Source organism: Lentilactobacillus rapi DSM 19907 = JCM 15042 (genome assembly GCF_001436255.1).
Lineage (GTDB): Bacteria > Bacillota > Bacilli > Lactobacillales > Lactobacillaceae > Lentilactobacillus > Lentilactobacillus rapi.
Genome location: NZ_AZEI01000049.1, coordinates 77,198 through 100,390, shown reverse-complemented (window position 1 = coordinate 100,390; position 23,193 = coordinate 77,198). Strand labels below are relative to the sequence as shown.

General features: G+C 42.9%; 17 protein-coding genes and 1 other annotated feature. Of the genes, 6 read left to right on the top strand and 11 right to left on the bottom strand.

Annotated features, from left to right (window positions below):
* Positions 1-21: 21 nt before the first annotated feature.
* The 5 genes from FD12_RS14210 to FD12_RS06580 form a co-directional block, all read right to left on the bottom strand.
* A complete protein-coding gene (locus FD12_RS14210) occupies positions 22-4,353 on the bottom strand; it encodes a DUF5776 domain-containing protein (protein WP_146985994.1) in 4,332 nt (1,443 codons plus the stop codon).
* 359 nt (positions 4,354-4,712) lie between these two features.
* Positions 4,713-5,498, bottom strand: coding sequence for a cyclase family protein (locus tag FD12_RS06595; RefSeq protein ID WP_054748452.1), 786 nt, complete (start codon positions 5,496-5,498; stop codon positions 4,713-4,715).
* A gap of 17 nt (positions 5,499-5,515) precedes the next feature.
* A complete protein-coding gene (locus tag FD12_RS06590) occupies positions 5,516-6,859 on the bottom strand; it encodes an APC family permease (protein ID WP_054748450.1) in 1,344 nt (447 codons plus the stop codon).
* Between the two features lie 382 nt (positions 6,860-7,241).
* The gene (locus tag FD12_RS06585; protein WP_054748448.1) at positions 7,242-8,360 is read right to left on the bottom strand and encodes a 5-methyltetrahydropteroyltriglutamate--homocysteine S-methyltransferase; all 1,119 of its coding nucleotides are present in this window, start codon (positions 8,358-8,360) and stop codon (positions 7,242-7,244) included.
* A gap of 221 nt (positions 8,361-8,581) precedes the next feature.
* Positions 8,582-8,820: a binding site (T-box leader), on the bottom strand.
* Between the two features lie 512 nt (positions 8,821-9,332).
* Positions 9,333-11,273, bottom strand: coding sequence for an ABC transporter ATP-binding protein/permease (locus tag FD12_RS06580; RefSeq protein ID WP_054748446.1), 1,941 nt, complete (start codon positions 11,271-11,273; stop codon positions 9,333-9,335).
* Positions 11,274-11,509: 236 nt separating this feature from the next.
* Between FD12_RS06580 and FD12_RS06575 the strand changes: the two genes are divergently transcribed.
* On the top strand, positions 11,510-12,247 hold the full coding sequence (locus FD12_RS06575; protein ID WP_054748445.1) for a matrixin family metalloprotease: 738 nt from the start codon (positions 11,510-11,512) through the stop codon (positions 12,245-12,247).
* Positions 12,248-12,397: 150 nt separating this feature from the next.
* Positions 12,398-12,772 carry a hypothetical protein gene (locus tag FD12_RS06570; RefSeq protein ID WP_054748443.1) on the top strand — a complete coding sequence of 125 codons (375 nt, stop codon included), beginning with the start codon at positions 12,398-12,400 and terminating at the stop codon, positions 12,770-12,772.
* A gap of 179 nt (positions 12,773-12,951) precedes the next feature.
* On the opposite strand, the gene FD12_RS06565 is transcribed toward FD12_RS06570, so the two are convergent.
* Complete coding sequence (locus FD12_RS06565; RefSeq protein ID WP_056982267.1) at positions 12,952-13,599, bottom strand: GPP34 family phosphoprotein; 648 nt, start codon at positions 13,597-13,599, stop codon at positions 12,952-12,954.
* 192 nt (positions 13,600-13,791) lie between these two features.
* Between FD12_RS06565 and FD12_RS06560 the strand changes: the two genes are divergently transcribed.
* From FD12_RS06560 to FD12_RS06550, 3 genes are all read left to right on the top strand, one after another.
* On the top strand, positions 13,792-15,117 hold the full coding sequence (locus tag FD12_RS06560; protein WP_054748441.1) for a hypothetical protein: 1,326 nt from the start codon (positions 13,792-13,794) through the stop codon (positions 15,115-15,117).
* Positions 15,118-15,581: 464 nt separating this feature from the next.
* The gene (locus tag FD12_RS14305; RefSeq protein ID WP_263862406.1) at positions 15,582-15,716 is read left to right on the top strand and encodes a hypothetical protein; all 135 of its coding nucleotides are present in this window, start codon (positions 15,582-15,584) and stop codon (positions 15,714-15,716) included.
* 69 nt (positions 15,717-15,785) lie between these two features.
* A complete protein-coding gene (locus FD12_RS06550) occupies positions 15,786-16,292 on the top strand; it encodes a matrixin family metalloprotease (protein WP_054747359.1) in 507 nt (168 codons plus the stop codon).
* A gap of 501 nt (positions 16,293-16,793) precedes the next feature.
* Here FD12_RS06550 and FD12_RS06545 read toward each other — a convergent pair.
* The gene (locus FD12_RS06545; RefSeq protein ID WP_054747357.1) at positions 16,794-18,365 is read right to left on the bottom strand and encodes an NHL repeat-containing protein; all 1,572 of its coding nucleotides are present in this window, start codon (positions 18,363-18,365) and stop codon (positions 16,794-16,796) included.
* Between the two features lie 257 nt (positions 18,366-18,622).
* On the opposite strand from FD12_RS06545, the gene FD12_RS06540 reads away from it, so the two are divergent.
* Complete coding sequence (locus FD12_RS06540) at positions 18,623-19,114, top strand: hypothetical protein (RefSeq protein WP_054747356.1); 492 nt, start codon at positions 18,623-18,625, stop codon at positions 19,112-19,114.
* Between the two features lie 101 nt (positions 19,115-19,215).
* Here FD12_RS06540 and FD12_RS06535 read toward each other — a convergent pair whose 3' ends face one another.
* The 4 genes from FD12_RS06535 to thiM all read right to left on the bottom strand — a co-directional run bounded on the left by FD12_RS06535 (position 19,216) and on the right by thiM (position 22,883).
* Positions 19,216-20,055 carry a hypothetical protein gene (locus FD12_RS06535; protein ID WP_056982266.1) on the bottom strand — a complete coding sequence of 280 codons (840 nt, stop codon included), beginning with the start codon at positions 20,053-20,055 and terminating at the stop codon, positions 19,216-19,218.
* Between the two features lie 104 nt (positions 20,056-20,159).
* The gene (thiE, locus tag FD12_RS06530; protein WP_054747354.1) at positions 20,160-20,813 is read right to left on the bottom strand and encodes a thiamine phosphate synthase; all 654 of its coding nucleotides are present in this window, start codon (positions 20,811-20,813) and stop codon (positions 20,160-20,162) included.
* Positions 20,814-21,635, bottom strand: a complete 822-nt coding sequence (thiD, locus tag FD12_RS06525; protein ID WP_054747351.1) for a bifunctional hydroxymethylpyrimidine kinase/phosphomethylpyrimidine kinase — start codon at positions 21,633-21,635, stop codon at positions 20,814-20,816.
* A 459-nt stretch (positions 21,636-22,094) separates the two neighbouring features.
* A complete protein-coding gene (thiM, locus tag FD12_RS06520) occupies positions 22,095-22,883 on the bottom strand; it encodes a hydroxyethylthiazole kinase (protein ID WP_056982265.1) in 789 nt (262 codons plus the stop codon).
* Positions 22,884-23,193: the final 310 nt, after the last annotated feature.

Sequence of the window (23,193 nt, the reverse complement as noted above, 5' to 3'; positions counted from 1 at the left end):
CTTAAGGAGCTTTTTTAGCAACTATTTGGTCGTTTTAACAAACTTTACATTTGCCGTGACATAACCACCAGCAACATGATATCTCATGGCACCAGTCTTCGTGACACTGTTAGCATGTGAGAAATCGTAATTCTTAATTCGTAGCTTCGTGCCCTTCTTAATGTGCTTGTTGCGTTTTGTGAAGTTAACATCCTTATAACGATTGATATTTTTCTTCACCTTAACGTAACGAGGCCTCTTCTGCTTGCCCATCTGGATTAACTTACGGTTACCGGTAATGTATTGACCATTACTCAAGACGTAACGGGTGGTCAGATTATGATGAACAAATTTAGTCACCTTCAATTGAGTGCCTTGTTTGTAGTTGCGAACCTTGCCAGTCAAGTTTGCTTTCTTGTAAGCATTGACGCCACGTGGGTTAATCACTGTGAGTGTCTGGTGCTTACTTTGATAGTAAACTGGTCGGACATAATTCCAGTTAGCAGTGATGTAACCTTTCTTATGCCGATTTTTCGTCAAATGGTTAACATCCCGCACTTTATAACGTAAGTGGCCATTCTTGGAATGTGCATACCCCGTTACCACGAACATTGGACGGTAGACACGGGGCTTTTTGACGTAGCCGGCAAGGCGTTCGTGCTTACTGAAGGTGTTGTTTTTGTAGAGGTAAATCTTCTTTAGTGAGTAAACTGCTTCGCCCTTCTTGGCAACAACACTTGGCTGCTTGTTGTTAGTTGGATTAGGTTCAGGAGCCGGTGTTGGCTGTGGAGATGGCGTTGGGTTAATCGGGGTGATTGGGGTGACTGGATTGACGGGGTCAACGGGATTAATCGGTATTTCGTTCTTTTTATAAACGTAAGTGACAACGGCACCAGCTTTTGTGAATAGACCAGTTGCATTCTTAGGCATCTTGTTCTTATCTAGCGTGTAACCAGAAATTTCAGGCTGATACTTCTCACCAGAAACATCATACTGCGCACCTGGTTTGCCCTTAAGAATTTGCGGATCGTGAATCCGAACCCCGTTAGAATCAACATAGCGAACCGTGACTGCGCCCTTCTTAACAAAGTTATAGGTGATAACTACTGGTTTATCTTTTTCAAATGTCCCACTGGTTGGTTTATCAGTATCAATGAAGATATAATCATCTGCCAACTTATCCTTAGTCTTCTGAACAGCCTGATTATCGTCCAGTTTGTACGGCTTGCCCTCATCTTCCTTAAAACCAAATGGAACATCATCAGCAATCTTATTACCATCTTCATCTTTAAATTTGGCAGTCCCGTCAACTGTTGCTGGAGTCACAGGAGTTTCCTGGTACTTATAATAAAGTTTGATGACGTTTTGAGTGGGGTCGCTTGAAACTGAACTCAAGCCATGATCGTCATTATCAACTGGTACATAATTGGCGATTGCTGGGAAATCGGATGCTTTAGCCGGGAATGCTTCACCAATTGGCTGATTTGTTTTTACGATTGGGGTGGCGATTGACTTGTAATCATCACTATCCGATTTTCTACCCCAGAACTGAATTGTGACATCTGAATATGGCTCAGCAATCCGAGCAGTTGCCGGGGTAGATTCTAGTAAAGTATCACCATCACTTTTACGCATTAAGAAGGTGTTGACGGCAACTGAGCCGGCCTTAGCATCATTGGCGAACGCTGCCGGATAATTGAAAGTTATCTCTTGTTTAGGCGAAAGAACAGTTCCACTCTCTGCGGTAACTCTGATCATTTTCACTTGAGACCAATCAGTAATCTTATCAGCACTAACAAAGATAGCTTTATAATTATCGGCTAACGTGGCTGAAGGTTTATCCACAGAATATTGAACCTTATAACCCGTCAAGCCGGTAACTGGTCCTGTCAAATGCACGGACGTATTGGATCCACGAGCTGTCGAACCACCGGTGTCACCGATCTTTTGATCTTTATCATAAGGAAGAACATCAATTAGATCTAAGTGATTATACGGTGTTTGACCATTATTGATAATAGATGATTCATATTTTAACTCATCCCCAGGATACAAACTTTGACCGGTATCAGAAACGTAACGACCATATTCCCCTGTACTTTTATCTTTAATACTTACCTTATTAATATTAAGTGAACCAATTCCTGGTACATAATTAAAGTTTTGCGAATCAGAAAATCTACTGTCAGGATCATTGGTGTTTTGATATAAGCCAAAATCCCATATACCTCTATCGTGGTCAAAAATATGAAAATCGGTTTTTGGGAAAACCTTCCAATTATTATTGTCGACTGCAAGATATCCGTCAATACGGTACTGATTAGCGACTAAATCAGGATTTCCTTTAAGTGAAATGGAATAAGTAACCCCGGTAAAAGGCTCATTCACGTAGTCATCAAGATTAACAATGTCACCAATTATTGCAGTTTGGCCCCTTCCTTGATAATTTGGAAACATCTTAAGATTTGCCAATCCGGCTGCATTAGGAGAGGCCAGTACAATTCCATCAGGGACAACCAACATAAATTTACCATTTTTTGGTTGAATTTTTGCTTCCTTATTCCCAGCTATTGAAAAATTAAATTGAGCTGTAAACGGTTGTTCTCCCAAAATGTTATTGTCGTTATTGCTGATAATTTTCAATCCTTGCCAATTATAAAATATAATTATTGGCTCTGGCACCTCAGGTGGAGCTGGTTTGGTTAAGTTAAACTCCGACTTTGATGTTTCCGGATTGTGATACACATTGCTCTTACTTGTTTTATCCTCAGACGTTTCACTATATGCAGTTGAAATATCATTTGTCCATGAGATTTTCGAATCTGAACTCTTTTTAAAGTCATCAATTACCTTTTGAGTAACATTACCAGTTATTTTTATCTGAAATTTCGTCTGACTAGGAGCATCAAATCTAACCGGCGAATTAAACTTAACCGTTATATTTTGGTATGGCTTGCCATGAAGTTCAATTGGTTTACCGTACTGAAGTGATCCAAGTGACACGCTCTTCCCGTCTAGCGTAGCGGTCACCGTATTATCATTTAACTTGTCCTTGAAAGCTTGACTCAATGCATCAGTGTCCACCATTTCTAAACGATTCATTGGGTAAGTAGTTTCAGGCGTATCGGTTACACTTGTTACTTCAGCATAATTATCACCAGTTTTCCCTTGGGAATTCAATCCATCAAGACTACTCAATTTAACGGGAGTCAACGTGGTAACAACTGGTGTCTTATCAGTTACCTCATCAGTAGTCAAAGATGACGAAGAATTATTCCACATGGCAGTTTTGCCATTCCAAGCATTAAAATATGGAGTTGGCTGGCCGTCTTTATCTATTCCAATGGTCGATTGAGCCGTAGCATTAGACGGACCTGTCAGCGTGTATTCAAGTGGCAATGTGGTGCCGGCGGGAGTACCAGCGGGATAAACAATTGAAAAGTCAAAACTATCATCCTGATAATCAGTCCCATACTTAGCAAGGTTACCTTGATTAAGCGTCATGTGACTGGTTATGGTGTTATCGATTTGATTGTAAACACCATCACCTATTACACCGACTTTATAACCCTCTGGGAGTTTTAACTTAATTGTGTATTCGCCATGCTCCGTATGTTTATTATAAATAAGCCCATTTCCTACGTAGGACGGTTTGAAGTCTTCTTTAAGTTTATCGCCATCCCAATGAGTATAATCAAGCTTAAACATCCCTGACTTTACATACCACAGCTTAGGGGCATCCGTTTTTGCCTGTACCTTAAAATCCTTATTCGTATAGATTACATTTCCACTGTCGTCCGTATACTCAATCGGGATCGAATAATTACTCAGGTTAGTAACTGCTCCGGGTTTAAAATGTAAGAAAAACGGTATTCCAACTGGTGACCCACTTGCAACGGTTTTGAAATCCAGGTTAATAATGTAGTTGTTCGAATCGCTCGTAATTGTTGGGGCGTTTTTCAAATCCGCGGAATTGGCAATGTCTGTCGGCGATATAGAACTAAAGATACTCTTGTCAATAAAAATTTTGGCATGGCCATTTGAAAAATAATTTCCAGTTCCTTGAACTTTGGTTTGTGCGATAAGGGGGATCGAATCCCCAGCATAGAAGGGGCCCTCATCTCTTTGGAACTGAACGCCACTTCCAGTTAGATTGCTTATTACAGCTGAACGACTTGAATCTAGCCCTGTCGTGCTTGTAGATCCTGCTGAACTTATATTTTGAAATTGTGTACTTGATAAAGCTTTATCAAAAGACGTTGCCGCATTAATATTTAACGAAGTAGCCGCCATACAAAGAAACACCACAAAGCTAAATATGGTAGCCAACACTAGCCGTTGCAAACTTTGATGTTTTCCCTCAATTATGTGCATATCAAATTCCCCCACAAAAAATATAAATTACCGAAACTTTCCTCATGAACATCATAATTGTTCATATATGGTCAAGTCAATCATTCAATTCATTACTTATGGGTAAAATATTCAATGCCATCTAAATTATCTTATTATCGTTTTCTATAATCTGCCTAAACATTCTCTCACAAGACACGGTTTGCAAATGATTTCTCACGGCAGATAGTTAATTTTCAATGGACCATCGAGTTCCAAATTCAATTTTTTTGACAGTAGTACCCCCTAAAATCATCAAAAAAAGATCCCACCGATTAATCAGCAGAACCTAATTTCAAACTAACTGTTATATTCAACCTGGTAATGAGTTATCAATCTGCTTACTCCGGCACCACCGCATAAGCCCGAACCGGAAAACCGGGGGCCTTCTCCGCCTTCGGAACCGAGATATGAATGTAGGCACCAGTAGCTGGAACCAAATCCAAGTTATCCAGCAATTCAATTTGGTAGTGGCCGTGTGACAGGACATAATACTCGCCTACTAACCCATTTTCCTGTTTGGTTGCCGTATCGGTATCAAAAGTTTCGTGACCATTAGCTGTGACGTTTCGTTGTTCATAGATGAACTTCAAAGCATCAAGATCCCAGCCTGGATAATGAGCTTGGCCGGCATCGTCCAAATTTTCAAACTTACTCTGACTTGGCCAACGTTTGCCCCAATCAGTTCGCAGCGCTACAAATGAATGTTCCGGAATCTTACCATGTTTCTTTTCCCATTGCTTGATATCGGCAACACTCAATGAAGAATCTGGATTGGCATTTGCTTCTTTTGATCGATCAATGACGACCAGTGGCAAAACGAACTTTTTAAGCGGAATATCTTCCACGTAAGTGTCTTGATGAGCATCAAAATGAATCGGTGGATCCAAATGAGTGCCAAATTGACCTGGGAAAGTATATTCCTTAACGAAGAAGCCATCTGCATGGGTAAAAATCGTATTGAATTTTGGCTTGGCAAAAGCTGGGAACCGAGGACTTTCCGGCCCAAATGAGTGGGTTAAGTCCACCCACTTGAAGTTCTTTAACTGTTCAACGGTTTGCTGAAGCAATTGTTCATTTTCTGTTTTATTAATAGTTGTTGCTGGTTCTGCTGTTTTAGTTGTCATGATTTATTTCTCCTTTATTAATCCTTGCTTGAAAAGTCGAGTCCCGGTGTCCGCTGCGTGAAGAGCTTGGTTTGTACCAACAAGATGACGATGCCGGCTGCAATCCAAGCCGCCCCAACGATCTTTGCTTCTGGGGTTAAGCTCAGGAAAATCCAAGTGCTGACGCCAAAGCCAATTAATGGTGAAACTAAATATTTAATTGCCGATAAGATCGAACTGTGATCGCCCTTGATATAAAATTTCCAGACAACTGACAGGTTCAATAAGATGAAGCCAAACAAGGCACCAAAACTAACCAAATTGGAAACCGTTGCTTGGGATAAGGTCAAAGAAAGCACAAGTGAAATGGCACCAACCAAGACAATCGCAACGACCGGGGTGCGGTATTTCTTATGCAAAACAGCTAATTGGCGAGGTAAAATGCCATCGCGACCCATTGCATACAAGATCCGGGAAATAGCGGTCTGGCCTTCCTGTCCACTGGCAAAACCAAACGACAGGATGATCGTGATATCAGCCAACTTAACCAACCAAGTACCACCGACTCGCTGCAGGATTCCTAAGAACGCCGTATTAGGATTCAGATTTTGATAATCAGGCGCCACAAAACCTGCCAAAGCAGTAATTACAACGAATAACAGGCCAATCCCGACGATGGAAAGAATGATGGCCCGACCAACTGAACGGTGTGGGTCTTCGGCTTCTTCTGATAATGTGCTAATGGCATCAAAGCCCAGGTAGCTGACAATAACAATACCAGTTGCCTGTAAAACGCCAGAAACGTTGAAATGAGCTGGATTATAAAAGGCAACGGCGTTTGGTTGGATCGAACCGGTAAACAATAAGTGAAGGGTTCCAATTACAAATGCCAACAACACAATTCCTTGAAGGGCAAACAATGCCCAACTGACTTTTGTGACCACGTTAACACCAAGGATATTAACCCAAGTGTTGAGGAGTACCAATACTACGATCCAAGCCCAACCTGGTACCCCAGGCAGCAATGACTCACCAAACGATTGCGTAATTAAATAAGTGATCGTTGGAATTAAGAAGTAATCTAGGGTGATTCCCCAGCCACCGATGAAGCCTAGTCCACGGTTGGTACCTTGCTGAACGTAGGTATAAACGGAACCGGAAAATGGATAACGCGCTGACATTGTGGCATAACTGAAACCGGTGAAAAGCATTGCGATCATCCCAATTAAATATGCCAAGGCCACCATGCCGTTAGCTGGTTGTAGAAATGACCCATAGAAAGCTAATGGGGCAACCGGAATCATAAAGGTAATTCCGTAAATCAATAAATCTTTTGTTGTTAAGCTGACTTTTAATGAAGCTGGACTCACATTTTCTGCCATATGCAAAACCTCCACAAATTTTGTTTTTATTGAATAAAATTAAATAATTTCAAAAGCATTAATTGAATCTTGCATCACTTCCTTAATTTAGATACAAAAAACGCCCCTTACACAGCTACTCATGCCATGTAAGGGGCGAATTGTCGCGTTACCACCCTTGTTCACGTAGAGGTCTTGTCACACTCTACGTCTCATCGGTACCTTCTTGATACCCGGGAGGATAACGGTCCCTGCCGATCATGCTGCGTTAACAACGTGATACCTTTCAAAGCTCATCTTCATTGCAACATTCAATTCCCTTTCTCACCAACCGGGTTCTCTTTGATTGAATGCTCGCAACTACTCTTCTTATCATGGATTTCATTTAATATATTGTTGACTTTTAAGCGTCTTTCCAAACGCTCTTAGCAACCTTAATCACTAATCGTAACTTGTTCCATTGATCCTCCTCAGTCAGGTGGTTCCCCTCTTCCGTTGAGGCAAATCCACATTGAGGTGACAAGCACAAGTTGTTTAGTGGAATGAATTGGCTGGCTTTGTTGATCCGATCTTTTAACAGTTGCTCAGTCTCTAATTGAGGCTTTTTAGTGGTAACCAGGCCAATGACCACTCGTTGATCTCGACCATTGTCAGCGATCTTCTTCAATGGTTCAAAGCCACCGGAACGCTCGTCATCATATTCCAAGAAGTAACCGTCGATGTGAAGTTGCGCCAAGTAATCGGCAACTGGATCGTAAGCCCCGGCACCAGCCCAAGTTGAATCGTAGTTACCCTTGCAGACGTGCATCGTTAAGGTTAAGTCATCTGGTTTGCTGTCGGCGATGGCGTTAATTGCCTTGACGGCGGCTTCGGCTAACGGCTTTAATTCAGGCTTCAAGGTGCCGTTAGAGAAGCTAGCCCACATTCCCCAAGAGGTGTCGTCAATCTGTAAGTATCGACAACCAAGGTCGTAGAAATGCTGAACGGTTTGCTTGTACGCTTCAATTTCGTCATTGAGCAAGGCTTCAAAGTCGCCCTTGTAGTACTCATCGTAAACTTCAGCATCCTTGTTCGGGAAGAAGACGTCTGGGCTGGGAATCGTTTGCTTGGCAGTGACGCCATCTGGAACAATGCTGTTTAAGAATTTGAAACCGTCAAAGAATGGATGGTTGGGATTGTATGCGATCTTCCCGGTAAATTTAACGCCACCTTTGCGGGTTTCCTCGCCGTGGAAGATGAAGCCATGTTCTGGAACAAAATACTGAACCCCTTTTAAGCCGGCGAAGAAATCTAAGTGCCACCAACTGCGGCGGAACTCCCCATCGGTCACGTCTTTGAGGCCTAATTCAACTTGCTTCTTAACAATTCGCCTGATTTCTTCGTTTTCAACGTTTGTTAACTCATCGGCCGTAATCTTATGGGCTTCATAATCTGCCCGCGCTTGCTTTAATCGTGCTGGACGTAATAAGCTCCCTACTTCATCGAATCGATTTGGAAATTTTGTTTTAGTTGCTACTGTCATTTTGACCACTCCTCTAATTTTTTTGATAGTTATGCAAAGCAAAATGGTTACGCTGCTCACTTACTTTAGGACAGCTCCTCCAAGCAGAAGTCTGCACGTAAGCACCCTCAACGAAAATTCCAAGCCCGGGAATTTCCGTTGACGGCGACTTACGCTCCGACTTCTAAGCGCTTGGATCCGCTCACTAAATAAAAAAACGTCCCCATACAGAAATGCATCTGTACAAGGACGATATTGTCGTGTTACCACCTTAATTTTCACGCAGCTTACACTACGCGACTCACTGAGCACTAGGATCAATGCCCGAACACTGTAAGGTGTGTTTAACCACGTTGCTTTGTTGACACTCAACAACATCCTGCTCAAAGACCATCTTCGTCAATTCCCGGCAATTCACTCTCACCAAATGTGAACTCTCTTGATACCGTTCCAAGATTACTCATCTTTTCACTGCGTTTGTTTATCAATTTACTTAATGAGTTTAGTCGCAATTATGAGAATGTCAAGGGAAATTCTAATTTTGATATAGGGACCAATCATGTAAAGCGATTACAGGTCCCTTTATATTGGGAATGTTGCATATGAAAAAATAATGATAAAAAATGGTCTTCTCAGGATAGTTAGCATTGGGAAAACTGCTTGATTATTATTTTACGACTTCGACGTAGCCCTTTTTAATGATCGTTACACTCAGAATCATAAATTAATTGTGGCATTTCTTTAGCAAAATTTCCTTGTAGTTATTCTCTTTTACATAGATGAGGACAGCTCCGCAAAGCAGAAAGCTACACATAAGCACCTCTGCCAAAAATTCCCTTGTAGTTTGTGGTCGTTCTATTTTACATAGATTAGGACAGCTCCGCCAGGCAGAAACTTCCACATAAGCACCTTTTTCAAAAATCCCCAAAACCGGGATTTTCGAAAAAGGAGACTTATGTTACAGTTTCTAACCACCTGGCTCCGCTCACTTATTTATTCATAACTCAAACTCTCAATCGGATCCAACCTCGCAGCCTTACCCGCTGGAGCCAATGCTGCCAACAGTGAGATGATGACTGAGACCAGGAAGCCGAAGATTAAATTACCCGTCGATATTTGCATAATCGAGTAGTTGATTCCCGACTGGGCGATATTATTCGCGACTAGCTGGAGAATTTCGGCTAAGGCAATCGCCAATACTGAGGAGAACAAGCCAATGAAGAAGGCTTCCGAGAAGAACAGGTTTCTGATACTGCCCTTTGATGCCCCCAATGCCCGCAAGATACCAATTTCCTTGGTTCGTTCCGAAACGCTGATATAGAGCACGACAATGATCATAATTGCCGATACCAGCAGCGAAATGCCGGCAATCGTCGCCAAGACGTCAACCGCCAATGTAATATACGTGTTCAACGTATCCACAAAGCCACCCACGCCAGTGATCTGGTAAGCTGCCTTACCTTTTTCATTCTTGAATGTCTTGATCTTGTTGGTCACCGGCTTCACGTTCTTAACATTGCCAGCAATTTCAACCGTCACAAAGTTCGGCTTAATGCTCAAGCCTTTGGAATGGTAAATCGACTTCATCGTGTTATAGGTCACCGATGTAGAACCCGTGTTGGCTTTGGAAACGCCACTCACTGTCAATGTCCGCGTTAAAACAATCGGCCGTTTTTGCTTATTCAACGTATTCTGATAGAAGGTAATCTTCTTGCCCACCATCGAATTAGGGTTCTTCTTGTTGAACTTCTCAGCAATTTCCTTTGTCAGCATAATCTGACCGTCTTTTGGCGCCTTGCCTTTGGAAATACTCTTATTCAGAATTGTCTTATTATACGTCTGCATAAACGACACTGACGCGGTCTTTCTTCCCTGGCGCAATTGGCTGCCACCCTGAACGAAGAAGCCGTTATCAATGCTTTGCACGTTCTTAATGTTCTTAATCCGCGATTTATCCTTCGCGTTCACATTAATCTTATTCATATCCGGACTGGAATCGGTTGACACATTTTTCGTAACCTGAACGGCATTCGGATTCACCTGCGAATAAATTTCGTGGTTAATGTAACCCTGCACGCCATTCCCAAGTCCCAGCATCACGATGACACTAAAAATTCCGATCGCCGCGCCGAAAACAATGAGCAGGTTTCGTTTCACGTTGTACTTCATGTTTTCCAGAGCCATCTTTAAAGTGGCACCAAATTTCAACGTTCGAGTTGATAATTCGTTGGCTGCGCTGGCTTTGTATGGTTCTTTAATGGCTTTATCCTCGCCAATTTTTCCATCAGCCAACCGGACAATCCGGGTTCCAAAATCAGCTACCGTCTGTGAATGGGTCACGGTGATCACTAATTTACCATCGGTCGCAATTTCGTCCAACAGCTGCAAAATTTCCTGAGTATTTTGACTATCCAAGGCTCCCGTTGGCTCGTCAGCGATGATAATTTCCGGATCAGAAGCCAAGGCGCGGGCAATTGCCACCCGTTGTTTTTGACCGCCAGAAATCTGGTTGGGGTACTTCTTCATGTGTTCTTTTAAGCCAACTTTGGTCAACAATTCTCGGGCCCGCTGTTCCTGCTGCTTATGGCTTAACGTCGTCATTTCCAAGGAAACCATAACATTTTCAAAAATCGTCAAATGACTAATTAAGTTGAAATTTTGGAAAATAAACCCAATCGTCTGGCGTCGGTATGCGTCCAATTGTTTGGAAGTATCATGGCGCAAGGAGTTGCCATTCAATACAACATCCCCAGAATAATTACTGTCCAGGCCACCAATGATATTCATCAGGGTCGTCTTCCCACCGCCGGATTCACCGAGGATCGAGACAAACTCCCCTTGATCAAATGACAAGTCAATCCCGGTTAATACTGGGAATTCCTGGCTGCCCAAGTAATATGATTTCTTAATGTTGCGTAATTCTAAGTAGCTCATGAGTACCTCCAATGTCTGTCTAGCTAAAGTGCTTGTGTTATTCTAACGCAGATTATGCGTTTTGCCTACTGAAAATCAATGATAGGCGTTAAAAATGACGTTTAAATAATTAATGGTTATCATAAGGATATGGTTAAGTGATAACTTCTGAGGGAAATTTAGTGGGGACTAAATCGTTATGAAGACGCGGTTTGCCTAATAACACTCCGCGCCCAAAGCCCGAAGGAGAGATCGTCATGAAAGCATTATTAAAATTAGGAATTGCCATTATATCACTGATTGTAATCATTTTGGGAACGGCCAAAGTGATTGAGCTGTCTGCACCAAGCAACTCGGAAAGTCAAACAGCCAGCCATGCCAAGGCCAAACAGAAGGCCACTAAGAAAAAGGTGCCGAAAAAGAAGCGCAACGCCACAAAGAAGAAAGTGACGAAGAAAAAGAATTCCAAGTCCAATTCTCAACAGAGCAATTTTCAACCAGAATATGCGGTTGAACAGCAGGATGATGTGGCGACCCCCGTCAGATATCGTTGGAAGAGTTCAACGATCAAATACAAGATCGACACCAATAGTGATTATTATCAAGGCATTTGGAAGACGGCCGTTGATAGCTGGAATCAATTTAACGTCGTCAAGTTGGTCAGGGCTAATGGCGAGACCCCAGATGTCCATTTGGATGCCAGCACCGCGGTTCGGCCCGAACATTCCGGTTTATGTACCACGACTTTTTATAACCAAACGCGGTTGAATAACCTGCCGCTGCTAAAAGTAGCCACTGCGATTGTGTACGATAATACCTGCAACGATCATAAGTACTCGAAATCAGACCGCACGCGGGTCGCTGAACATGAACTCGGTCACGCGATCGGCTTGGGACATTCGGATTCCGATCACAGCATCATGAATCCGACCCCAGTTGGCCGCCAAATCACCAATAATGATGTGGAAGCAGTTAAACGCGCCTATGCCAGTTAATTAAAAAGCCACCATTCGGTAGAAGTTATCTAGTCCGAATGGTGGTTTTAGTCATTTAACTGATGTCCAATTCATCTCCAGTAGCAATCTGCCATTTTTTGCTTTATCATGAAGGAGATGTACCACACTAAATCTATGCGAGGTTTTAGAATGTCTGTTGATGAATTATTTGCAAAGATCAAAGATTACCAAGATAAATTGAAGCTCCCTGACGATTATCTGTTCAATATTGTTGAATTCACGCCAGCAGAAATTGCCGAATACAATAAGAAGGAAGCTGCCAGTGGTGTTTACGAATCTGTTTTGAAGCAGATTCAACGCCTTTACCTATTGAGCTTAACGCCAGCAGAACTGTTGGCAAAGCTCACGACGGTCAAAAAGTCCGCTCATTTGGCAGAAACTGCTTGGCTCAAGGAAATGAATGTCAGTGAAGCTGATGCTGCCGATTTTATGGCTGGCAAGAAGCCGACGATGGTTTACGTGACCGCCTTAAATGCCCTCAAGGCAAAGTACCCAGTCGAATAAAATCGTGAAAACAAGAAGCTGGTTAATAGTCAACAACTTCGAACTTCCGAATGCGATATTGCTAAGCCTTAGTTCAAAAAGCATTTCTTAAAATATAAGCCAATCATCCCAACATTCCAAACTCGAATGTCCAGGTGATTGGCTTATATTTTGGAATTAACCGTTTTTTCAATCGAAACTCAAACCGTTTCTCTTCGCACGCTGGCAACAATCCGAGACAATTCGGTGTGCACTCTTTTAATCACATCCGAAATCAACGGATACTGATCTGACTTTGCAACTTCTTTCAACCGCAGTTGAATTTGCGTCGCCTCATCCTTTGGGAAATAGCGCTTGAACAAGCCTGAATTAATCAGCAGCATCGCCAACATTACCGTTACTTCGTGGGGCTCCTTATCAGTTGTCAAATCGTGATAGAGTTCCGTTAAGCTGCGGTCGATCACCGTTTGATTGACGTAGTATTTATTCTCATCTTCATCCAGCATGTTGTCGCTGATTAACGAGTTACAAAGTGCCGCCGCAAATTCCGTCACCCGCTTTTTTCTGACGGACAAAACGGCATTTTTGATATAACTATTAATTGTCTGCGACTTACGGCCTTGAATATCTCTGGCAACTGGCACCAAATAATCTTTGAAAGGCTTGGCGCCGGGGCCGACAACCATCTTATCATCTGCAGTCAGTTGGAGGCTCCCATCACGTAGTAACTCGACAATTTCTGATAGCAGCAGGCAAGCTGCGACCTCTCGTTTTTTAAAGGCATTCAGTTTCGGCTTCTGTCCCAACACGCACAACGCAAATTGCTCTGTATAATTCAGGCTCATCATGATAACAACCTCCCATTATGGTTACCCTTACATTTCAACTCAAAGATAGCTTGTTTTGACAACCGTGGCAAGAAATTGCGCTGCAAAATTAAAGTTTGTCAATCAATGTCTGGTACCAGTATAATTAAAGATGAAACTACATATGGATTTTCTATTATCAAACTATTCTTAAATAATCTTAGGGGGTTCACAATGAAAATCATTAATGCTTCTTCGGCGTTGTTAGCTGGCGGGCTGTTGCTCTGGGCAGTCCCGAATCAAGTCAGCGCCAAATCTTACGCAAAGGTAAAATCAAACGTCACCATGACGGCGGCACCAACTTCTCGCAATGTCACAACGACCGGGACAAACGCCTTGTACACTAAAGCTGGGACACTGAAAGGTGCTCGAAAGCTTGCCACCACTTATACCATGAGCACCCTTGGCAACTCAAGTAACCCCCAGAAGTTCTTTCGGGCTTATCGGGTCGCTACCACTTCCCGGGGATCCGTCTATTACAAGATCGTCAGCTTCGATCAGAAGTACCGGGGCTGGATTTATGGCGGCAAATCTACCAGCACGTTTGATGGTGGCGTCCAGTCGGTTTCGACCACCGTTAGCGACACCCTGAGCAGCACCGAGCAGAATAGCACCTACTACTTCAAAGATCCAGGTCAAGACTCCGTGACCCGCAATTATCCAACCTGGACGCAATATAAAACCCACAAGGTGATTGATTCATCCCAACCGTACGCTAACGACGAGTTGAAAGTGACCCAATCAACTATGAATTCGCGAAATAATACAAAATATTTCTACATCACTGATGACACTCACCCCGAGGTAAACGGTTGGATTGAAGCCACTGCTTTAACGACTACTCAGCCGGGAAACGCCAACGTCACGCCAGCACCAGCACCGACTCCCACCCCTACAACCACGAATCTGCAGACATTTGCGGTCATGTCAACCAAGGATGTTTCGCTTTCAGGGGATGATAACGTCAACTACAATAAGCTTGCCCACACCATCTACGCTTATTCCTTCCCCACAGCTGATGGGTATCAATATGACGCCAACGATCGAAGCGCCGCCAACCAAAACGCCATCAAGAAGGCGCTTGGCGATGGTCAAATTGCCGATATGTTTGATACGGGGATTATGGGCAGCTTCAGTTTCAAGGTTCAAGTGACGTTTGATAATAACGGAATTGCTCACGTGTCCCTTTTGCCGGGCAAACCACTTGGCTTTTTAAAAGATAATTTTGTGATCGATACGACCAACCAAACCATTCAAAACTTCTACAAGGCACCTGAAAATCAACAAGTTATCAATGGCCTCAGTTCAACTTGGTGGGATGATGCGACAATCATGAATAAGTTGACAAGTAATACGACTGCAGACGGCGCCAAAACGATCACCATCACTGAAGATGATGTTCCTGTGACTTACGTTGTATCATTCACCATCACCCGAGCAGCGGACGGCCAAGTGAATTACGTTAAATTAACGTTTAACCCCATGCAATCACAAAATTAATTTAGAATTGATTTTCTCATTTGATAGTCATTTACAGACAGGAAAACAAAATTTGTTTGTGCACAAAACAATAAGCTATTAGTAATCATTGATTAACCTTCACTAACATTATCCAGGGTTGCTGATGCTTTGATTCGTCACAACATATAAGTCAATATTTGGAATTAATGATTCTCCTCATTTTTATAAAGCGATTCAATGCTTGTCATAATGGCAATACCACATTAACAGTAAGCCTAGTGTTGAAAATCAACCTTTGCATCTAAATTATTACAAAATAGTTCGGAAGCTATTGCAATTGTGAAAAAATACGCTAAGCTAAGTCATGGGGTATGAATATGAAATTCTTAGAGGGAACACATTAATTTATAACTTTGCACTAAAAATAAATGATCAACAATAATCGGGGACTGATGAGTTATTCATCTGGCCCCTTTTTTGTGTCATTTGATGGAGAAAATAAAATGAGAAAATTGCATCGGATTCTATTTGCTGCAATCACCGCGACCGCTATGATGACGATTGCCTCCCCTGAAACCGTTTTTGCTCAGAAGGACAGTCATCTGGTGAGACAGTCAAAAGTTGTTCACACGCGCTAAGTCAAGCGGGTTCATCAGAACACCCCGAAGCCAGCCAAAAAACACGTCAAAAAAAGTTTTGACACTTATTTGGCTGACAATTCCCCCATTTACCACACTCACAACAACGTCATCACTCCAGCCAGATATCGCTGGGCAGATAACGAGATTACATATAAAATTGTGGCGCCCACAAATTATTACCAAGCCATCTGGAAAGTTTCAATTGCCCAATGGAATTCATTAGGCGTCGTCCAGCTGACTGTCGCTGGAGATTCAACCCCAGATATTACTTTGGGTGTCAGCAATGGCAGTAACCCAAATCACACGGGATTAACAACTCTGAGCTACAAAACGTCTTCAGCCAATGGGACAGGCTTAATTAAATTTAAATCAGCCAACTCGGTAATTTATCAAAATGTCTGCCAGAACAATCATTATTCTTCAATTGAGCAGCTTCATGTGGCTGAACATGAGTTGGGCCATGCCTTGGGCTTAACTCATTCATCTTCTCCAACAAGTATCATGTATCCACAAACCAAAGATAATTCAATTTCAACAGCGGATGCTGAGGGGCTGGCGGAGGCTTACCAATAAGTGCTGATGTTATGGCATTGTTAGGAGTGAAGCATCCCTCAGAACCTGATGATTACAGTATGGAGAGAAGTAACGCTAAAATGCAGAAATGATTTGCGGTCGTTGTCTGCTACTTCATTGCTGAATGGTGCTCCGAAATGCAGGCGCTTGTCTAAAAATATAAGAGTGACCGCTCTAAAATCCAGGAACAGTTGTCCGCCTTTCTATAGCCGAATGGTGCTCCGAAATGCAGGCGCTCACAATATAAGAGCAGTCCCCCCCTAAAATCCAGGAACAGTTGTCCGCCTTTCTATAGCCGAATGGTGCTCCGAAATGCAGGCGCTCACAATATAAAAGCAGTCCCCCTAAAATCCAGGAACAGTTGTCCGCCATTTCATTGCTGAATGGTGCTCCGAAAAGCAGGCGCTCACAATATAAGAGTGACCCCTCTAAAATCCAAAACCAGGATTTTAGAGGGGTCACTCTTATATTACCGCGCCTAAGCGCTTTTCTCCGCACACTTTAATTTAACGGATCCGTCGACTGCATTAACTCTGGTGGCCATAGGGCTAACAAGTAGCCGTAACCATCTTGGTCAAACGCTAAGCTCTCGAACTCACGGCCCGAATTAAATGCTTGGTAATGCACGTCACTTGCCGAGAAGTTACCACTTTGGATCTTACTTGTTGGCACTGACGTTAAAATATCATCTGAAACGAAGTACAGACGATTATTTGCTGGGTTGACCGCAACACCTTGGTTGGTTGAGCCACCACGGTTACCGACGTACGATGATGAAGCCTGGAAGCTTACACCATTTTGATCGAGGCGACCATAGAAGAAGATGTAACCACCATTGTATTTACGACCCCAATAAGCATTTCCATCCTTGTCAAACGCCAAGGTATGCAATTGCAAGTTGGCACTGTCACCATGATACATCTTGAAGTTGTATTCACGAATTGGTTTCAATGTATCGGGATCCATTTCGAGGACGGTGTTATTATCGTCACGGGATGCCAAATCAGTTAACGTGTTATCTTCCGCTAAGTAGATATGGCCGTTATCTGGGTTAAATGACAATGTTTGCCCATGACCAATATCAACCTCAGGACTCAATTGAGCAGTTTGCGCAATTTCAACGTACTTAAACATTTCTGGGTTCTGAGCCTTCGCAGCATCGATTTGACTCTGGTAGGTGTTCAATTGATTCTGAATACCAGAAATCTTAGTATTGTATTTGGCAACTTTGGCCTTATGCATTTGATAAGACTTCATCCATTTTGCCATCTTAGCTGTTGCTTGTTTAACGGTCTTCTTAGCTTTATTTCTCGTGGCATATGAGTACTTGTAAGACTTCGAAATCTTGGTGTACTTAGCTTTCTTAGCCTTCCAGCTCTTATACCATTTTTGTGCATTCTTTTGGTAGTTTACCTGATTATTCTGCCATGATTGGTTCTGGTTCAAGGTCTTGGTCAAAGATTTAACCTGATCAAATGCCCCTTGTAACTGGCTGTTAATCTGATCATATTCTTGATTATGCTGCAGCCCTTCATCAGAGAATGGGTTGAAGTAATCAAATGCCTTCCACAGTAACAGGATGTCAGAATCAACCCCTAATTCTTGAAGCTTAGCAAGGTTAAATTTAACAATGGCTCCTTTGTTAGTGTTCGTTCCATTTGATTCGATGAAGTAAATATTGCCTTCATCATCCAAAGTGACACTTTGGAAGTTCCCATGTTGATAATCAGAAACGTTGAAGCCATCTGGCAAGAACCACTTTGTCTTGAAAGATGTGCTCTGTGAACTGCCGGCAATTGTTGAATAACTATTGCCATAGTTATAGCCAGTTGGATCAAGGCTATATTTGGTGTACTTTTTACTCATGTTCCCCTCAGGAGTCGAATTATCAACTTTGTTGAGGGAATTTTCATCATAGTCCTTTAAGACGTTGCCAGAATTGACCTGGCTGATCGATCCGGCTGTACCCGGATTATCAATCACATCCGCATGGACGCTTGAGCCAACACCAAAGATGCCAACCGAAGCAAATAAGAAGGCCACAGAAACGGCCAGCTTAAAATGTCCCTTCATAACTATCCCACCTTAATTCAATATATGATTTGTTACTCAAGTTCCATATTAACGGTTTGCTGCCCTTTCGCAAGCAAATCCATCGAATTTTATCTAAACCTAATATATGTAACGAGTAAGTAATTCCAGTGTAACATGATTAACGCGGTTGAGTTATTTTTCTGCCTATCGTAAAAAATGTACAGACTTGATACAAGAAATTTACAAGTTATTTACATAAGATTGGTATACTCATGGTGTGAAAGAAGTGATTCATCATGAAAAGATCAACAATAACCATTTTATTGACGTTAATCTTCTGTACAGTAGTCGTTGTTTCCGGCGTGAATTCAAATGAACGTAACAATGCCGCTGCAGCCAATCCCAGTGCCGTTTCAAAAGCGTTTCGAGGTAATTGGTATGGTAACGAAACTGAATTTACCTTTTACAAAGATGGTGTCAGAACTGCGTCACCGACGACCAACTATACCCGGTCAGGAAACTATTTTGTGTTTGGACCCACGAATACTCAAGGCTGGAAAGCATTCGGAACGCCGAATACCCAGGATGTCACAATTGCTAGAATTACCGAAAAAAACGTGGCTGGCTTTACCCAACCAGTCCTAGAAGAATATAAAGTGAAGTCACCGGACTTTGCCCCTCACAAAGTTTATTACTACACCCGCAATAATACGGATGTCATGAAATCGATGACGGGAACCATTGCCAAGGTCCCCCAAGCTCATATTGAAGGGTTTAATATAGAGTGACGTCAAATAATGAAATGAGCCATATCCCAAAGTTAACATTGCGGTTTGGGATATGGCTCATTTTTCGTGGCTTTTTTCAAGATATTTGCATTATTTTTCCGTCAATTTTTCAGCGACCAGGCAATGTTTCTGCAAATCAACACCAGCTGCATGAACTGGGTAAAGGTCAAGTTGCTTGGGTCAAATCTACCGTGCTCAACAGTGTGGCGTGAATAGGGCATTGTTTTTAACGTGTACTCATTGAAGTCAGCGTACTTGTATAACCCCATTACAACATTCAACTCGTTTAATTCAAGTAACCTGCCAAATCGCCGTTGTTGGTCACTGTGCATCTGGTGGGTAATCCGTTTGACAACGTTCAAGGCTGGATTATAATTCCAGGTTGCAGTGTGAGGTTGACCATATTTTTTAATCGTCGTTTCTTCCAGAATTGCAAATAAGGTGTTGAACAAAACAAGATGGTATTTAGGATCCAAATTGATCAGGTCCTTAATCATCCTGACCTGCTTGGCATGCCCTGCGTCCAGTGAATCCGCTAAGTCATCAAAATTGGCGTTCAACAATTCAAAAGAATGCGTCGTCAACGCGTCCTCGAAGGTTTTATTCAGGTCATGCACATTCAACTTCATCAGTTCATCAATTCGTTTTGAGTCCAGTGGCATCTGATCGATCCACGTCCAGCCCATGTGCGAAATTCGATTGAAATACACTTTATGAAGTGGATACTTATCCTCAAGCTGTTTCACGCGAGCCTGCGTCTGTTCCAAATTGTTGGTCAGCCAATTTGGGTCGGTCACATTATTTTGCGGTTGAACTCGGAAGCGGCGGACATTATGATCTAATTGAGTTGGCGTAATCTTATGAGCTTTACTGAGGTCAATTTGGTTTTGAATATTTGCTAATTTTGTCGACAAGTTTTGTTTTGATTTATTATTTGTCATTGAGAGACCACCAATCATTTGTGAAAAAAGACTAGTCACTTAGACTAGCCAAATCTTATACTTGATATTCTATCATGATCTTCACAAATAACCGAAATTCCGACCTATTTGGCAAAAGCTGCGTTCATCGCTTTGACCGTCCGAAAAATGTCGTCACTTTGGGCAATCATTGAGATTACCGATGTTCCGGCAACCCCAGTAGCTGGCAGCTCTTTGAGATTATCCTCGGTAATTCCGCCGATTGCGACAACGGGCAACTTGCTGACGGTCACAAGTTTTGCCAAACCATCCACACCAATGACCGGATCCGCGTCGGTTTTGGAACCGGTCGGAAACACAGGGCCACTGCCGATGTAGCTGATGCCGGCAGTTTCATTGGCAATCTGAACTTGGCCAGCAGTATCACACGACAAGCCAACAAATAACCGGCCATTAACCTGGTCGATTACCTTGGTCACTCGTTCATCTTTTTGGCCAACATGAATCCCATCTGCGTTTGTTTCAAGCGCCAGTTCCACGTCGTCATCCACAATAAACGGCACTTGATAGTCAGTACATAATGCCCGCAAATTCCGGCCTAATTTCAGCTTTGCATCGCCAGTTAACGACGTTGGCCCTTTTTCACGATATTGAAAGGCGGAGATACCGGCTTCCAGTGCCTGCTTCAAAACTTCTCCAATGGTGCGGTCATCCTTGATATCCTGAGTACCGGCGATGAAGTAGCTCCGTAACATTGAGGGATCAAATTTCATTCCCATTTAATCTTCAACCTCCTCATCAGAAATTTTGGCCCAGTGGTTTAATGGGCCGTGACCGTGGCCAACTTCAATTCCATTGGCAATGGTTGCCTGAACATACTTCTTACCAATTCGAATGGCCGTCTCCATGTCTTTGCCCTTTGCAATTTCGGCTGTGATACAAGACGATAACGTGTCGCCGGTTCCGTGAGTACGCACCGTATCGATTCTCGGCGAGCTTACCCAGAATGACTTGCCACTTTCAAGGAGGACAAAATCAGAAGATTCTTTTGAGCTCGTCTGATGACCACCCTTAATGATGACATTTTTGACCCCCAGCTCTTGAAGCTTTTTGGCAGCCGTGGTCATTTGATCTTTGGTTTCAATTTTAGTACCGGTCAATTCTTCAGCCTCTGGCAGATTTGGCGTCAATAGATCCGCTAACGGCAATAATTCATTTCGAACCGTTGCAATGGCGTCTTCAGACAACAATCGGGCACCGCCTTTGGCAATCATCACAGGATCCACGGTTAAAGGACCCAGATCATACTTTTTTAAGTTTTCGACAACCGCTTCTACCGTGGCGACATCCGCGAGCATCCCTGTCTTACATGCGCGAATCTTCAAATCGCCTGCTACAGAGGCAAATTGTTCTTCGATCATTTTCTTTGGCATTGCCATAAAATCCTGGACACCAATCGTATTTTGTGCGGTCACGGCAACCACCACTGCGGCTGCGAACACATGCCGTTCCTGCATCGTCTTAATATCTGCCATCACGCCAGCACCACCGCCACTATCTGTGCCGGCAATTGTCAACGTTTGTACCGTTTGATTAATCATGTTAAGTGCTCCTCTTTTTGATCCTTATTGATTTGAAATGAATTACGGAGTGGAAATGGGCTCGCCAAGCAGGAAGCAGGGCATAAGCACCTTATTCAAAAATCCCAAAACCAGGATTTCCGTTGCTTGGCTACATAGTGGAAACGTGCGAAACCAAGCAATAACCTGCACATAAGCACCACCAACACAAATCCAAAACCAGGATTGTAACTTTTGGCCTCGTTTTCGTTATTCTCCGCTATATAGTGGAAACGTGCTCAACCAAGCAGGAATCTGCACATAAGCACCTGATTCAAAAATCCCAAAATCAGGATTTCTGTTGCTTGGCTACATAGTGGAAACGTGCTCAACCAAGCAGAAACTTGCACCTAAGCCTCCTCATCCATAAATCCAAAACCAGGATTTATGGATGAGGAAACTTAGGCTCCAGTTTCTAACCGCTTGATTTCGCACTCTTATTTATTCATATTCCGCCCACTTCTCCACCGTCTTTACATCTATCAAATGTAACTCATCGATTAGTTGAGGGCCAAACGAACCTGCTAGTGGTTGTTTCATTGACTTGGCAACCAATTCACCTGCCACGTCAAACACTGCCGTTGCCGTCTGGGCTGCTTCAAATGCGTCACTTTCAACACCACAGAAACAGCCAATCGTACTGGACAACATATCACCTGAACCTACATGCAGTTTGAAGAGATCCGTTTCATTGAAAATTCGAACCACTGCCTCGCCATCCGTGATAATATCTGTCTTACCACTTTCCACAACGACACAGCTTCGCTTTTTTGCCAACTTTTTGGCAATTTCTTCACGGTCGCCGGATCCTTCACCAGCGTCAATTCCCTTTGAGTTCCATTCAACATCCGCCAGAGCTGCAATTTCACCCACATTTCCACGGATAACGGCCACATCAATTTGGTCCAGCAACTCATTGCAGCGCTCAGTTCGATATTCAACCGCTCCAACTGCGACCGGATCAACCACAATTGGTTTCTTTTCTTTGTTGGCAAATGCACAAACCATGGCAATTTGCTCCAACTGAGGTTCTGTAAATGCTCCAAGGTTGATGGTTACTGAGTTACACATTTTGACCATGGCTTCCGCTTCATTTTGTTCTTCGGACATGATCGGTGAAGCTCCCAGGGCATTAATCCCGTTGGCAACGTCTTGAACCGTCACAAAGTTGGAAATATTAAAAGCAATTGGGTTCTTTTCTCGCAATGTATCTAGTAAATCTATTTTCATGATAATCTCCTTTAAAATAAAGTGAGTGCAGCAAAGCGGTTAGCAACCGGAGCGTAAGTCTCCACAAGGAGGAATTCCGGTCCTTGGAATTTTTGCTTGTGGTGCTTACGTGCAGGTTGCTGCTTTGCGGAACTGTCCTAAGATAAGTGAGTGCAGCAAAGCGGTTAGCAACCGGAATGTAAGTCGCCTCAAACAGAAATTCCGGTTTTGGGAATTTTTGGTTGAGGTGCTTACATGTAGATTGTTGCTTTGCGGAACTGTCCTAAGATAAGTGGCGGAGTAAAGCGGTTAGAAGTCAGAGTGTAAGTCG

Coding starts and splice junctions, on each gene's coding strand:
- FD12_RS14210 (WP_146985994.1), bottom strand. CDS start 4,353: ATGCACATAATTGAGGGAAAACATCAAAGTTTGCAACGGCTAGTGTTG.
- FD12_RS06595 (WP_054748452.1), bottom strand. CDS start 5,498: ATGACAACTAAAACAGCAGAACCAGCAACAACTATTAATAAAACAGAA.
- FD12_RS06590 (WP_054748450.1), bottom strand. CDS start 6,859: ATGGCAGAAAATGTGAGTCCAGCTTCATTAAAAGTCAGCTTAACAACA.
- FD12_RS06585 (WP_054748448.1), bottom strand. CDS start 8,360: ATGACAGTAGCAACTAAAACAAAATTTCCAAATCGATTCGATGAAGTA.
- FD12_RS06580 (WP_054748446.1), bottom strand. CDS start 11,273: ATGAGCTACTTAGAATTACGCAACATTAAGAAATCATATTACTTGGGC.
- FD12_RS06575 (WP_054748445.1), top strand. CDS start 11,510: ATGAAAGCATTATTAAAATTAGGAATTGCCATTATATCACTGATTGTA.
- FD12_RS06570 (WP_054748443.1), top strand. CDS start 12,398: ATGTCTGTTGATGAATTATTTGCAAAGATCAAAGATTACCAAGATAAA.
- FD12_RS06565 (WP_056982267.1), bottom strand. CDS start 13,599: ATGATGAGCCTGAATTATACAGAGCAATTTGCGTTGTGCGTGTTGGGA.
- FD12_RS06560 (WP_054748441.1), top strand. CDS start 13,792: ATGAAAATCATTAATGCTTCTTCGGCGTTGTTAGCTGGCGGGCTGTTG.
- FD12_RS14305 (WP_263862406.1), top strand. CDS start 15,582: ATGAGAAAATTGCATCGGATTCTATTTGCTGCAATCACCGCGACCGCT.
- FD12_RS06545 (WP_054747357.1), bottom strand. CDS start 18,365: ATGAAGGGACATTTTAAGCTGGCCGTTTCTGTGGCCTTCTTATTTGCT.
- FD12_RS06540 (WP_054747356.1), top strand. CDS start 18,623: ATGAAAAGATCAACAATAACCATTTTATTGACGTTAATCTTCTGTACA.
- FD12_RS06535 (WP_056982266.1), bottom strand. CDS start 20,055: ATGACAAATAATAAATCAAAACAAAACTTGTCGACAAAATTAGCAAAT.
- thiE (WP_054747354.1), bottom strand. CDS start 20,813: ATGGGAATGAAATTTGATCCCTCAATGTTACGGAGCTACTTCATCGCC.
- thiD (WP_054747351.1), bottom strand. CDS start 21,635: ATGATTAATCAAACGGTACAAACGTTGACAATTGCCGGCACAGATAGT.
- thiM (WP_056982265.1), bottom strand. CDS start 22,883: ATGAAAATAGATTTACTAGATACATTGCGAGAAAAGAACCCAATTGCT.